General features: G+C 54.0%; 13 protein-coding genes and 1 pseudogene. 7 read left to right on the top strand and 7 right to left on the bottom strand.

All coding sequences use genetic code 11. From position 1 onward, the window contains the following. Position 1 precedes the first annotated feature (1 nt). Entirely contained in the window at positions 2-853 is an 852-nt protein-coding gene (locus ACMV5I_RS11420) for a PA4780 family RIO1-like protein kinase (protein WP_414824391.1), read from the top strand. A gap of 354 nt (positions 854-1,207) precedes the next feature. On the opposite strand, the gene ACMV5I_RS11415 is transcribed toward ACMV5I_RS11420, so the two are convergent. Then, entirely contained in the window at positions 1,208-1,672 is a 465-nt protein-coding gene (locus tag ACMV5I_RS11415) for a methyltransferase family protein (RefSeq protein WP_414824390.1), read from the bottom strand. Between the two features lie 78 nt (positions 1,673-1,750). On the opposite strand from ACMV5I_RS11415, the gene ACMV5I_RS11410 reads away from it, so the two are divergent. Then, positions 1,751-2,566 (top strand): AraC family transcriptional regulator, encoded by an 816-nt coding sequence (locus ACMV5I_RS11410; RefSeq protein WP_414824389.1) that lies wholly within the window; start codon positions 1,751-1,753, stop codon positions 2,564-2,566. Here the strand turns inward: ACMV5I_RS11410 and ACMV5I_RS11405 are convergent. Together ACMV5I_RS11405 and ACMV5I_RS11400 are read right to left on the bottom strand one after the other, a co-directional pair. Further along, a complete protein-coding gene (locus tag ACMV5I_RS11405; protein ID WP_121606272.1) occupies positions 2,542-3,135 on the bottom strand; it encodes a LysE family translocator in 594 nt (197 codons plus the stop codon). The genes ACMV5I_RS11410 and ACMV5I_RS11405 overlap by 25 nt on opposite strands. Positions 3,136-3,436: 301 nt before the next feature. Further along, complete coding sequence (locus tag ACMV5I_RS11400; protein ID WP_024485353.1) at positions 3,437-4,714, bottom strand: PTS ascorbate transporter subunit IIC; 1,278 nt, start codon at positions 4,712-4,714, stop codon at positions 3,437-3,439. Positions 4,715-5,264: 550 nt separating this feature from the next. On the opposite strand from ACMV5I_RS11400, the gene ACMV5I_RS11395 reads away from it, so the two are divergent. The 5 genes from ACMV5I_RS11395 to ACMV5I_RS11375 all read left to right on the top strand — a co-directional run bounded on the left by ACMV5I_RS11395 (position 5,265) and on the right by ACMV5I_RS11375 (position 9,482). After that, the gene (locus tag ACMV5I_RS11395) at positions 5,265-6,449 is read left to right on the top strand and encodes an MFS transporter (protein WP_024485354.1); all 1,185 of its coding nucleotides are present in this window, start codon (positions 5,265-5,267) and stop codon (positions 6,447-6,449) included. 61 nt (positions 6,450-6,510) lie between these two features. After that, on the top strand, positions 6,511-7,404 hold the full coding sequence (locus tag ACMV5I_RS11390; RefSeq protein ID WP_121606271.1) for a LysR family transcriptional regulator: 894 nt from the start codon (positions 6,511-6,513) through the stop codon (positions 7,402-7,404). 64 nt (positions 7,405-7,468) lie between these two features. Then, positions 7,469-7,810 carry an HNH nuclease YajD gene (yajD, locus tag ACMV5I_RS11385; protein ID WP_021180444.1) on the top strand — a complete coding sequence of 114 codons (342 nt, stop codon included), beginning with the start codon at positions 7,469-7,471 and terminating at the stop codon, positions 7,808-7,810. Between the two features lie 734 nt (positions 7,811-8,544). Further along, positions 8,545-9,180 carry a division plane positioning ATPase MipZ gene (locus ACMV5I_RS11380; RefSeq protein ID WP_024485357.1) on the top strand — a complete coding sequence of 212 codons (636 nt, stop codon included), beginning with the start codon at positions 8,545-8,547 and terminating at the stop codon, positions 9,178-9,180. Beyond that, positions 9,177-9,482 (top strand): hypothetical protein, encoded by a 306-nt coding sequence (locus ACMV5I_RS11375; protein WP_024485358.1) that lies wholly within the window; start codon positions 9,177-9,179, stop codon positions 9,480-9,482. The genes ACMV5I_RS11380 and ACMV5I_RS11375 overlap by 4 nt, the downstream gene beginning before the upstream one ends. Positions 9,483-9,603: 121 nt before the next feature. On the opposite strand, the gene ACMV5I_RS11370 is transcribed toward ACMV5I_RS11375, so the two are convergent. The 4 genes and pseudogenes from ACMV5I_RS11370 to ACMV5I_RS11355 all read right to left on the bottom strand — a co-directional run bounded on the left by ACMV5I_RS11370 (position 9,604) and on the right by ACMV5I_RS11355 (position 13,135). Next, positions 9,604-10,335, bottom strand: coding sequence for a substrate-binding domain-containing protein (locus ACMV5I_RS11370; RefSeq protein ID WP_414824388.1), 732 nt, complete (start codon positions 10,333-10,335; stop codon positions 9,604-9,606). Then, the gene (locus ACMV5I_RS11365) at positions 10,328-11,107 is read right to left on the bottom strand and encodes an ABC transporter ATP-binding protein (protein ID WP_261461386.1); all 780 of its coding nucleotides are present in this window, start codon (positions 11,105-11,107) and stop codon (positions 10,328-10,330) included. The genes ACMV5I_RS11370 and ACMV5I_RS11365 overlap by 8 nt, the downstream gene beginning before the upstream one ends. Beyond that, positions 11,100-12,098: pseudogene (locus ACMV5I_RS11360) on the bottom strand (FecCD family ABC transporter permease). The gene ACMV5I_RS11365 and the pseudogene ACMV5I_RS11360 overlap by 8 nt, the downstream one beginning before the upstream one ends. After that, positions 12,095-13,135: an ABC transporter substrate-binding protein gene (locus ACMV5I_RS11355; RefSeq protein ID WP_414824387.1), complete on the bottom strand. Its 1,041-nt coding sequence runs from the start codon at positions 13,133-13,135 to the stop codon at positions 12,095-12,097. The pseudogene ACMV5I_RS11360 and the gene ACMV5I_RS11355 overlap by 4 nt, the downstream one beginning before the upstream one ends. Between the last annotated feature and the right edge of the window lie 251 nt (positions 13,136-13,386).

The raw sequence follows: 13,386 nt of genomic DNA, 5'->3' as shown, positions 1-13,386 counted from the left end.
CATGAAAATTCCAAAACGACTCCAGCCATTGGTAGATGATGGTTTAATCGACGACGTCATCCGCCGTTTGAAAAGTGGCAAAGAAGCCGACGTATTTATCGTGCGTTGCGGTAAAGAGATCCGCTGCGCCAAAGTGTACAAAGAAGCCGATAAACGCAACTTCAAGCAGGCCGTGAACTACCAGGAAGGCCGCAAAGTGCGCAATAGCCGCGACGCACGCGCCATGAGTAAAGGCTCCAAATTTGGCTGCCAACAGCAGGAAGAGGCCTGGCAAAATACCGAAGTGGACGCGCTATACCTGCTGGCCAAGGCCGGCGTGCGTGTGCCACAGCCGGATATCTGCCTAGACGGTGTTTTGCTGATGGAGCTGATCACCGATGAAGAAGGTCTGGTAGCCCCACGCCTGAGCGACGTCACGTTAACGCCGGAACAGGCGTTGAACGATCACGCCTTGATGATGAACTATGCCGTGCGCATGCTCTGTGTTGGGCTGGTTCACGGCGATCTGTCAGAGTTCAACGTGCTGATGGATAAAGACGGGCCGGTGATTATCGATTTGCCGCAGGTGGTAGATGCCGCCGCCAACAACCATGCCAAAAGCATGTTTGAACGCGATATCAACAATATGACTCACTACTACGGCCAGTATGCGCCGCAGCTGCTGGGCAGCAAGTATGCCAAAGAGATTTGGGCGCTGTACCAGGAAGGCAACCTGACGCCGGAGACGGAGTTGACCGGTAAGTTTGTTGAAACCAGCAAGCGGGCCGACGTTGACTCGGTGCTGGAGGAGATCCAGGCGGCCAGTGATGAGCACCAGCGGCAACTGATGGCTCGTAACGAAGAAGAAGATTGATTTTCAGCATCAAAATGACCCCTCACCCTAACCCTCTCCCACAGGGAGAGGGGACCGATCGAGTTCGATTTTGATTGCAGAAATCTATCTGGCCACCGTACTGAGTCAGCTCTCTTTTATTGATCACGGCCCCTGATTAGGACACCATTCCAGCTCCCTCTCCATATGGGAAAGGGGACCGTTCGAGTTCGCTATCAGTATAGAAATTTACCTAATCACGGCACTAAATCAGCTCTCTGTTGCAGTGAAATAGCTGGTTCGCGGTACCTGACGACAACGCCGAATCAGCTCCCTCTCCCTGTGGGAGAGGGTTGGGGTGAGGGGCACAGACAAACTGCGGGCTGAAATAACTACTCAAAGCCAACGCCTAACCCGAATGCAAAACGCATTGTAGTCTTGCCCAAAGTTGGCTCGTAGGAACGTCTCTTCACACGGGATCTGCACGCGATCCAGATAGGCAAAAAATAACCCCCACCATAACCAGACGCCGATACCTCCCAGCAACAGTCCCCAAGCCGCCAACAGCAGGACCTGCCCCAGATACACCGGATTACGGCTGAAACGGAAAACGCCGTTAACCAGCAACGCGCTGACCCGCTGAAATTTTTGTGGATGCAACGTGGTGCCAGCCCGGTGAAAAGCATAACTGGCACTAAACATAATTAGCACGGAAGCCACCACTAATGCGCCAGCAGTCCAGAGCATAACCCGGTTATCTTGCCAGCCCTCCTCGGCTAGCCAGCGGGTTGCCGTCATCCCCGCAGCACAAACTGCCATCACCACCGGCGGCAAAACCAACCGCTGCAACCACGCTACCATTTTCCTGCTCCCTCTCGACCACGCAATACTATTTGCGCTATAACAAGCTCTCCCTGTAACAACACCAAAGAAGAGACGATGAGCCAATATGCCCCACAGTTCTGGCGTGATGAACGCCTGCCGTTCGTTGAGGCCCGCCACGTCGAAGATGGCCGCAAGCTCTGTTATGCGCTGCATAGCCACGAGTTCTTCTGTATTGGTACCATCACCGCTGGCACCAGCACCTATGTTAACAGCGACCAGCACCTACAGGTTAAAACCGGTGACGTGGTGATCATCAACCCGCAGCAGGCGCACGGCTGCAACCCCATTGGTGACCAGCGTTGGGCCTATACCATGTTTTATATCGACCAGCACTGGTTGGCAACGCTACAGCAGGACCCTAGCAGCGGCTTTGTGCCATTCAAGCAGATTATCAGCCAGGATAAGGCGCTGTTTAGCGGCCTGAATCAGCTGTATGGGGTACTGACCGATCCACTCTGTTGCCATCTGGAAAAGCAGATCGCCCTGGTGGATTACTTCAGTAACCTGCCGCAGTTACTTGGCGAGTCTCCGGTTTTACAGCAGGATATGACCCCTAAATTGGAAATGGCTGCGGCGTTTATCCGTGCTCATTGTACCCAGTCGCTGACGTTGGAGGCGATCTGCCAAGCGTCGGCCCTCTCCCCTTCTTATCTGATCCGCGCTTTCAAGAAGCGCTACGGCATGACGCCTCATGCCTACCTGGTCAATCAGCGCGTGCAGCACGGCCAGCGGCTACTGAAACAGGGCTTCTCCATTGCTGCTGCCGCCAACGAAAGCGGTTTTGCCGATCAGGCGCACTTTCAGCGCACCTTCAAGCAGTTGCTGGCAGCCACCCCCGGCCAGTATCAGATCCCTTCGGCCAGCAAGTAACAGGCGCTGAACGCCAGCAGCAGCGCCATCAAACGGTTAAAGCGCCGCAGATTGTGCGCCCGCTGCAACAGGCCGCTAAGCATCGCCCCAGCGTAGGCCCAACAGGCTATCGACAGGTAGCAAATCACAAAGTAGAGTGCAGCAAATTGCCACAGCAGATGCATCTCCCCATCACCGACAAAGGCTCCCATACTGGCAACAGAAGCCAGCCAAGCCTTAGGGTTCAGCAATTGCAACAAGGCACCATACCAATAAGAAGGCGTTTGTTGCCGATTACCTTGGCTGAGTTTCCCGTCATCCGCTGCAAGCTGATAGGCCATATAGAGCAGAAAGGCCACGCCGGCCCAAAGGATCACGGTGGTCAGCCCCGGCCATAAGGTAAGCACTTCATGCATTCCCAAGCCAACCGACACCAGCAATAACGTGAAACCCAAGGTCGCACCGGTCACATGCCGCAGGCTGGTCGTAAAGCCAAACTGAGCTCCACAGCTAAGTGCCACGATGTTTACCGGACCAGGGGTAATAGAAGAGGCCAACGCAAAAGCGGCCATAGAAAGGTAAAGCGTCATAGTCAGCACCTGTAGAAGAAAATTACAGGTGCCAGCGTGCCGGGTTACCACGGGGGAGTATTGAAGGAAATTACCCTGCTGCGCTTTTAGAATCATCGCAATCATTAACCAGACTCATAGCATGGGAACTTAACAACAAATCACTCGCCTATTTAACCTTAACGGCCTTTTCCAAGCGATGCGCTTAATGTTTCCGCCTTAAGAATAACGTTATGAGGGTCAACAGAAGCCCCCCCCCGAAGGGGCGGCTAAGTGAAGAGAGCAGAGTTGATGAGGAGCGACCGCCGCTGACGGTGAAATATTACTTAAACCAACCAAACACGGTGTTGATCAGCAGCGACGAAATGGTGAAGTCAGGGTCGGCAAAGGTCACACCATTGGCACCCAGGCCAGCGAACAGATGCAGCGTCAACGCAGGGAACACGCACAACAGCAGGCCGTTGATGGTACTGGCAATGATAGCCCCACGGAACCCACCGGTCGCGTTACCGAATATCGCCGCTGCGCCACCGGTAATAAAGCTGGCCATAATGCCGGGTACAATAATCGGCAAACCGATAAACGGGAAAATCAGGATACAGACCAGTTCCACCAGGAAACTGACCAGGAAGCCGATCAGGGTGGCATTGGGCGCCTTGGTAAACAGCACCATCACATCCACCGCAGGCACTGCACCTGGGGCAAACACTTTGGCAAACCCTTTGAACGCCGGCACGATCTCTGCGGTAAACATGTTAACGCCAGCCTTGGCCATATACAGGCCGCAAGCGAAAATCGCCGATTGTTCGAGTACAAAGATCAGTACGTTTTTATCCGCAGCCCCGGCACCATAAACCATGGCCATGGCGTCCTTAACCTGCGGTTGTGTGGCGAAGATGCTGGAGATGACCAGCAGGATTAACATCGTTAGCAGCGTAGCGACGTTAGGCTCACGGATAAAGTCAAACTTGTTGCTGATCACCACATGTTCGGTATCGTGCTTTTTATTACCGAACCATTTCCCCATATAAGAACCAATAATATAGGAGGAGATCGCCGCATGGGAAATAGCGTAATCGTTAGAACCGATAATATCTCGGCTGAACTTGCTCAATATATACGGTGATATTGCCATATAACAACCAATGAAGATTGAAGCGATAGTCACGATAGCAACATGGCTGTAGCCCAGCTCGGCCAGCACCGCCGTCAGCGCAAAGGCCATAAACAGCACCAGGTGCAGGGAAAGATAGATATTTTTAAAGCGGGTAAAACGCGCTAGCAAAATATTCAGCACCATCGAGAACAGCAGGATCACCGCCGCTGTCGCCCCCAGCTTATCAATGGTCGCCGCCATAATAGCTTCGTTGCTCGGCACCACACCAACAATGTTAAATGCGTTAGAAAACAGCGAACTAAATGCGGTCAGCACTTTCATCAGAATGCTGCCACCGACCTTGATCATGGTAAAACCGATGAAGGAGAGCAATGTCCCGGTGATAATCCTTGAAATCGGTGCTCGTTGAAAAATCAGCCCCAGGAAAGCGACGATCGCAATGATCACCGATGGTGTTTTTACCAAACTAAGCAATATGTCCACGATATCCCTCATTATTTACATTATTTATGCAGGAAGGACAGATTTCTTGTTACCCAATAGATCCCAAGCCGCAGTTTGCTAGGGCAAAACGCGCCCTGGCCTACGGTGCTCTAGCTTGAAAGGTGAAGGGAGCAATGTGCCTTCGATGGGCACATTGATACCATGCTGGATTTTGTTTTACTCCCGGTACGTGATTGATTCGAGATCTCAATCACGAAAAATGAAACATTGTTTTATTTATGTAAAACACCTTTTCATTTTTAGTTTTACCCGATGAGGCGCCTTGTGAAAACGTTGACCATGATGCGTCTAACTGGCGAGCAGACCAGCGGTTTAGCTACTTGAGGCATAAGCTTATGCAAAAATGTCTTTTTACCTTCTTCACCCCGCCAACCCGCGCCAACCGGTGATCCAAGTGATTATTCCCCTGTAGAAACAGTGTAACCACCGCAGATGGATTTATTCACCGCTCATCACTGCGTAAATTGTGATCCCGATCACTCGTACAGCTGTCGTACGACGTGCATATTCACCTGAGATGAGTGCTACTATGTTGAATAATAAAGATAAACCTGCATCATCACCGTGGCTGGCGATCTTCTCGCTGACGGTCGCCTGTTTTGTCATGGTCACCACCGAGTTCCTGCCCATCGGGCTACTCACCAACATCGCCCCTTCCCTGGACGTCAGCACCGGTAAAGCTGGCCTGATGGTCACCATCCCCGGCGTGGTTGCCGCCGTGGCCGCACCGGTCCTAAGTCTGCTCTCTGGGCGACTCGATCGGCGGTTGCTGATGCTGGGCCTGTCCGCGCTGCTGATTATTTCCAACCTGGTTTCCGCGCTGGCGGTGAACTTCCCGATGATGCTGCTTGGCCGTGTGCTGTTGGGCGTCTGCGTCGGGGGATTCTGGTCTTTCGCTGCCAACTATGGTCGCCATCTGGTGCCGGTTGCTAGCCAAGGCCGGGCGACCGCGCTGATCCTGAGCGGCATATCGGTCGGTGCCGTCTGTGGCGTACCCGCAGGAGCATTGATCGGCGATCTGTTCGGCTGGCGTGCGGCCTTCTTTGGCAGCTCAGTATTAGCGGGTATCGTGCTGCTGGCACAAATGCGTCTGCTGACGTCGGTGCCAGCAAGCCGCCCGGTGACCCCGAGCGATCTACTATCACCGCTGCGCCTGCCAATGGCTCGTATTGGGTTAATCGCCATCGTGTTGCTGTTTGTCGGGCACTTTGCCGCCTATACCTACCTGCGCCCACTGTTGCAGCAGGTGTTTGTCCTTAGCCCTTCAGCGATTTCGCTGCAACTGCTTGCCTATGGCGCTATCGGCCTGCTTGGCACTTTCCTGGGTGAGCGGTTGGCGGAACATAGCCTGCGCGCCACCTTTATCCTGATCACCGCCATGCTGGCCAGCATTCTGATTGTTTCCCCTTTCCTCAGCGGGATCCCTGGTGCCACCCTGATGGTGTTGGTTTGGGGGCTAGCATTTGGCGCGGTGCCAGTCTGTGCCACCAACTGGATGTTTGCAGCGGTACCCCAGGCACCAGAAGCCGGGCAAGCCTTATTGGTGAGCGTGATCCAGATTGCTCTAGCCTCTGGCGCATTGCTCGGCGGGGAAGTGGTTGATTGGCAAGGCGTCAGCAGCGCAATGCTGTTCGGTGGGGCCCTGATCCTTTCCGCCATGCTGGTGTTTGGTTGGTCATTACGTAGCGGCATGATTAGCGTTAAGCAGCCATAATCATTATTCCCCTAGAGAAACATGCCCCGGAAAATTGCCGGGGCACATTATTGAGAGCGCTATGGATCACCATCTGCTAGCTATTCGCGTGTTTAATCGCGTGGTGGAAACCGGCGGCTTTACTCGTGCCGCCGATTCGCTGCGTATGCCAAAAGCCACCGTCACCAAACTGATCCAGAGCCTGGAAAACCACCTGCAAACCAAGCTGTTCCAACGCACCACCCGCAGCGTTTCGGTCACTTCAGAGGGCGAATGTTATTACCGCCGCACGGTAAAATGGCTGGCGGAGTTGGAGCAGATGGAAGGCTGTATGACCGAATCGCAATCCGCACCACAGGGCGTGTTACGCATTGATGCCGGAGGCTCCACCGCACGGTTGGTGCTGTTACCTGCACTACCTGAGTTTATCGCCCGCTACCCCCAGATCCAGATCGACCTTGGCGTGGGCGATCGCAACATCGATTTAATCAACGACAGCGCAGACTGCGTGATCCGCAGCGGCCCTTTAGCTGACTCCAGCCTGATCGCCCGGCGGTTGTTTGCCTTGCAATGGGCGACCTGCGCAACGCCAGCCTACCTAGCCCGCCACGGCACTCCGCAGCACCCTTGCGATCTGGAGCAGGGATACCCGTTGGCGCACTATCGCCACGCACTGAACGATCGCATTCAGCCGCTGCAATTTGTCGATCAGGGCAAAACCATCGATATCCAGCACCGCTACCAGGTTAGCGTTAATGAAAGTAATGCCCATCTTGCCTCGGGATTGGCGGGCTTGGGCATCATTCAAATACCGCGTTTTATGGCACAGCCGCATCTGGACAACGGCGAACTGATCAGCCTGTTGGATAACTGGCAACCGCCAGATGAACAGATGTATGTAGTTTACCCTTCAAACCGCCATCTCAGTGCCAAACTGCGGGTCTTTATCGACTGGGCGGTAGAACGATTCCACTAGCCTGTCTGCGTGCGGTTTGTGGTAATATTGAGCGTAATATTATTCTGATCCAATAGGTGCCCACATGGCATACATTCCAAAAAACTACGCGAGACTGGAAACCGGTTACCGCGAAAAAGCACTGAAAATCTTCCCGTGGGTCTGCGGGCGCTGTTCACGCGAATTTGTTTACTCCAATCTGCGTGAACTAACGGTGCATCACATCGATCATGACCACAGCAACAACCCGGAAGACGGTAGCAACTGGGAAATGCTGTGCCTGTACTGCCACGATCATGAACACTCCAAATACACCGAAGCCGATCAGTATGGCTCCACGGTGGTCGCCGGTGAAGATGCACAGAAAGACGTAGGGTTAGCCACACATAACCCCTTCGCCAATCTGAAAAACATGATGAAAAAATAAGACCGCAGATCACCATGAGTAGGAGCGCCTGTAGGGGTCAATAATTGGGGGTGGAGGGGGAACTGCGATCTCTGGCCAACCATTGATTATCCGGACGGGCGCAGCATGCAGCGCCCCTACATAGTGACCCCGGTGAAAGAATATCTACACATGCGGTTTTACCAGCCTTCAGCCTTTAACCCTCTCGTAAGATAACAACCTGATAAGCTATTAACTTAGCCAAACCCAACACCTATCAGCATCCACGAACACACCTCAACCAAGCCGCAATCTATGCCGTAGGGGCGCAGCATGCAGCTGCCCCTACATAGTGACCCCGGTGAAAGAATGTCTACACATGCGGTTTTACCAGCCTTCAGACTTTAACCCTCTCGTAAGATAACAACCTGATAAGCTATTAACTTAGCCAAACCCAACACCTATCAGAATCCACGAGCACACCTCAACCGAGCCGCAATCTATGCCGTAGGGGCGCCGCATGCTGCGCCCGGTGAGCTGCTTTACCACCAATCCTGGCTGCCTTCCTCTTCAATAAAAACTTATCAAGTTAGTAAGTTGCCAAACAAATAAACCCACAAGTTAAGACTTTCACTACTTGGCAAGCCGCTGCTGATGGGGCATATTGTCGTCATACGCACTTGTTAACTCATTTAATTACCAACCTAGCAAGCGCATTAACTTATTAAGTTAGTTAATTGATAAGTTATCCGCTTGGCAACTTGAGAGATGGCTACATGATTGTTTTGATTGGTTCGCAGAAAGGCGGCGTCGGCAAATCGACCATGGCGGTAAACATCGCCGGATATCTGATCCTGCAGCAGAAGAAAACGGCCATTATCGTCGATGCCGACGACCAGAAATCCATCATGACCTGGTTCAATGACCGTCAAAATGTCGAAGGGCTTCCGCAGATCCCGGTGGTGGCTGCCTCAGGCAAGATTAAAGAAACCCTGCTGGAACTGAACCGTCACTACGATTATGTGATTGTCGATACCGCTGGCCGCGACAGCGCAGAATTACGCTCCGGGCTGCTGGCCGCCGATCTGTTTATCTCGCCGTTGCGCCCTTCGCAGATGGACCTGGATACTATCGGCTACCTGTCCGAGATGTTCTCCACCGCCCAGGAATACAATGAAAAGGTAAAAGGCCACATTGTGCTCAACCTGTGCCCAACCAATATCTTCATTAACGAAGCCAACGAAGCGGCCGAAGTGCTGAGTGAATACCCGGAACTGAAGTTGGTGAACAACCGCCTGTGTGATCGCAAAATTTATCGCGATGCCTGGGGCGAAGCGCTAACCGTGCATGAAGCGCACAATGAAAAAGCGCAGCACGAAATCGAAAGCCTGGTAACAGAGGTGATCCTGTGAAAAAACGTACGCCAACCCACCGCATGTCGGAAGATGAATTTATCAACAGCGCCACTTCACATACATTGATTGTTCCTGCTCCTGCCGCAGTTGCCGAAAAGCCCCAGGGCCGTAAGCGCGTTTATAAAGCGCTGTCCGTCAGCCTGACGGATAACCATGTGGAGATGATCGACGAAGTGATCGGCCATGCAGCGCGTAACGGCATCGTGCGCATCACCCGTTCCGATGTGATCAAGTTAGCCATCGACACGTTGGCCGACAAGAGCGAGGCGCAATTGCTGGCCCTGCTAAAGAAGATCTGAGCAACTCAACAACTTGCCAGCTTAACAAGTTAACAAACAAGTAAGCTGGCAAGCTTAACAAACAAGTTACCAAACCGATAAACCATTAAGCTAGTAACTTAATGTTGTTGATAGTAAAGCATTAGTCTAACGCCAGCATGCCCATGCGCTGTAAAATCCTCTGCCCTCTAACACCCAGAATAAAGGCCACCAACTCTTCTGCAACCGTACAACCTTCATCCAATAGACACAGGCCATAGGTCACTTTGAAGTCGAGGGCGGCAGGTAACATTCGTACTTTTACCTGCGGGCAAACAGCTAGCGCATCTGCATAGCTGGCATAACCCAGAAAAATATCCGCCTGACTTTCTGCAATCAGATACTCAGCCGCTAACCGGCCTGTTGGTATTGGCGCAGAGTCTGGCCCCCCCACCAGCGCCACTGCCCGGCTTCGCAATGCGCTCCCCTGCCCCGGCAATAACCGCTCCAGGCGATCGAACAACTGTTGCGCATAGTCACCGGAAGGATCGGCTAGCGGCGTTGAGGTGCCGACACGCCATTGTGGGTCACACAGCAACGTCAGCAAATCCGGTTGGGTTAACTCCGGGATATTACGCACCGTGGCGCATAGGCGATTGCGGGTAAACGGCTGTACCGCCTGCGCAAAATCGAGTGCCACCAGCCGCTGTGGATGTTCGAGATTGGCAGAGGCAAACACCTGAGGCCTTTCCCTCTGCTCAATCCGTTCCCGCAGCATCCCTGCCGGGCCAAAAGAGGCCTCGACCCGGTGACCGCTCTCCTGCTCAAACGCCACCAACAGCGGAGTGAACGCCAGCCGCAAACTGCCTGCGGCATAAAGAGTCATGTTATTCACGATTGCGCTCCCGCTGGCTGTGGAAGATGGGCACCAACGTTTCCAACTGGCTGCCAGCAAAGGGAATGGATACCCGTTCAATCGGCAAATGGAACAACGGCGAAAGATTGTCTGCCGTCAGCACCTGTTGGCAACATCCCAACTGATGCAGCCCTTCTGCCCCCAGCAAGAGTGCGCGGTCTGCCACGGCATGAGCATGATTAGGTTGGTGAGTCGAGAATATCACCGCCATCTGCCGGTCACGCGCCAGTTGGTCGATCAGGGTCAGCACCCGGTCCTGATGGTGCAAATCCAGTGCCGAGGTTGGCTCATCGAGGATCAGCACTTCACAGGCCATTGCCAACGCCCGGGCTATCAGCACCAATTGGCGCTGCCCGCCGGAAAGGCTGCCAAACTCACGATCGGCAAATGCCAGCATATCCAGCGAATAAAGGGCCTGTTTGGCTAACTGATGATCCTCAGCCGAAGGGGCACGAAACAGCCCGACATGCCGAGCCCGGCCCATCAACACAATATCCAGCACCTTGTAGGCAAAGGGCGGCGTGAAATACTGCGGCACAAACCCTAATCCGCAATGGGCGACAACGCTCCCTTGCTGTAACGGCAAAGTGCCCAACAAGAGTTGCATCAAGGTGCTTTTGCCACGCCCGTTGGGGCCAAGCACCGCCAGCACTTCCCCCCGCTGTAACTGCAAATCAAGCTGTTGGAACAACTTGGGTTGTCCTGGCCAGCCAAAGCTCAGGTTGCTGACCTGTAGCAGCGTTTCAACCATTCCAGCCCCTTACCTGCGCACGCCGTAGCAGCAAGGCAAACAAAGGAGCGCCGATCAGAGCGGTGAGAATACCAAGAGGAATTTCACTGCTGCTTAAGGTGCGCGCCAAATCGTCGATCAGCACCATATATAGCGCCCCAAGGCACATAGCTGCAGGTAATAAACGCCGATGGTCCGGCCCCACCAGCAGGCGGGCCAGATGCGGGATCAGCAACCCCACCCAGCCAATACTGCCGCTGACTGCCACCTGTGCCGCCACAATCACCGCACACAGCGTCAGGATCAACCAGCGAGTACGTTCAACGTTAATCCCTAACGCAGCCGCATCCTCATCTCCCAAAGAAAGCAGGTTAATACGCCAACGCAGTGCCAATAACAGGCCACCGGCCAGCAGTAGCGGCAGGAACAACATCAGCAACTTATGGCTATCCGCCGTCGCAAAGCTGCCTAGCAGCCAGAACACGATGCTGGGCAGCTTCTCTTCGCTATCGGCCAGATACTGCACCAGGCTGACGCAGGCAGAAAAGAAGCCGCTGAGGATCACCCCGGCCAGCACCAAAGAAAGAATATTGCGCCGGGCAACGGCGCTGGTGATGGCAAAAATCAGCAACAGCGCCAACATGCCAAAGACGAAGGCACTCAGCAACAGCATCAATACCGGCAGGCCAAGCAGGATCGCCAAGGTGCCGCCAAAAGCAGCTCCAGAAGAAACTCCAATAATATGTGGATCGACCAACGGGTTACGAAAGACCCCTTGCTAGGCCGCCCCACACAGCGCCAAAGCCGAGCCCGCCCCCATCGCCAACAGCACGCGTGGCACACGCACGCCGAGGATCACCTGCCGTTCGATCTCCGTGATATCTGCATGCTGGCCTATAATCGGTTCCAACAAAATCATCAGGCTATGACCAGCCGTAACCGGATAGCGGCCAAAACCCAGGGAGAGCAATGCGCAGCAGGCCGTGAGCAGGAGCAACAACCCCAGTTTCATTTGCCGCTCTGGCAGCAACTGGCGCGGTAATAGCGTTGGTAGTAGGTGTCTACGTGCTGTTGCAGATCAACATCGGTGAAACGCTGTGGGTAGAGCGTTTTTGCCATCCACAATTCCCCAAGCGCCAATGCTTCCGGCATTGGGTAGCCCCAGGCTTTGGCATATTCCGGCATCAGGTAAACCCGTTTGTGTTTCACCGCCTCGATCGGCTGCCACTGTGGCGAGGTGAGGATCTGCTGCACCACGTCGGGATAACGTTCCTGCACAAAGATCACCGCCGGGTTCCACTTCAGCACGTCTTCGATGGAAACCTGCTTGAAACCCTGAATGTCTTTGGCCGCGACGTTCACGGCACCGGCATGTTGCATCATCAGGCTGGTGTATTTACCCGAACCGTAAGTAGTGAGATCCGGGCTGGCCATATAGACCCGCACCCGTTGATCCTCTGGGATATCCTGCAGACGCTTGGCCACCAACGCGCGCTGTTGGAAAACATCTTTCACCATCGCATCCGCCTGCACCTCGCGGCCCATCACCTTGCCAATCAGGCGAATGCCATCCTGCAGGCCGAGGTTATAGGCCTGATCTTCATTTTCTAGTACCGGATTGATTTTCCCAGCCTGAGCCGCCGGTTCGCGGCGCAGCGAGATTGCCACCACCGGAATACCTGCCTGCTCGATCTGGGCGATCATATCCGCCGGGGCATAGTTGGCCACAAACACTACCTGCGGGTGCAGAGCCAGCAGGCTTTCAATATTGACCGCCGTAAGATCGCCCGGCATGGGCATCTTGGCCAGGCTGGGAGCCAGCCGTAAATAGTTCGGCCCGAGCTGTTTCTGCAAACTGCTGAGCACGCCAACCACCTGCGGCATGGCGTCTAGCTGTACCAGCAAGTTTAATGTCTGATGTTGTAGCACCACGGCTCGGGTAATGTTGTCCGGCAGCGTCACGGTGCGGTTGAGTTGATCGGTGACCTGGCGATCCGCCAAAGCGGCGGATGAGAAGAGAATGGCAAGCAGTAATAGGCGTTTGAACATGGGAGTTTCCGGTGGACCATCGTTATATACAAAATGATATAGCGATAGCCACAATGAAACAATCTGCCGGATCAAACAACGCGTTGAAAGGAGGTATAAACGGGGGAAATGTGCCCCTCACCCTAACCCTTATGTCTTGATCTTCTCCGCCTTAGCGGAGAAGATCCCCGACTGATCATCGGGAGATAGCCGGTGAGCTCCCCCTAACCCTAGTGCCTATGAGCCCGTGGGAGAGATTGTGCCCCGGCTGT

Source organism: Serratia sp. T13T92 (assembly GCF_047530105.1).
GTDB classification, from domain to species: Bacteria; Pseudomonadota; Gammaproteobacteria; order Enterobacterales; family Enterobacteriaceae; genus Chania; species Chania fonticola.
Note: the sequence above shows the minus strand (reverse complement) of the source record. Positions and strands in the feature narration are given on the sequence as shown.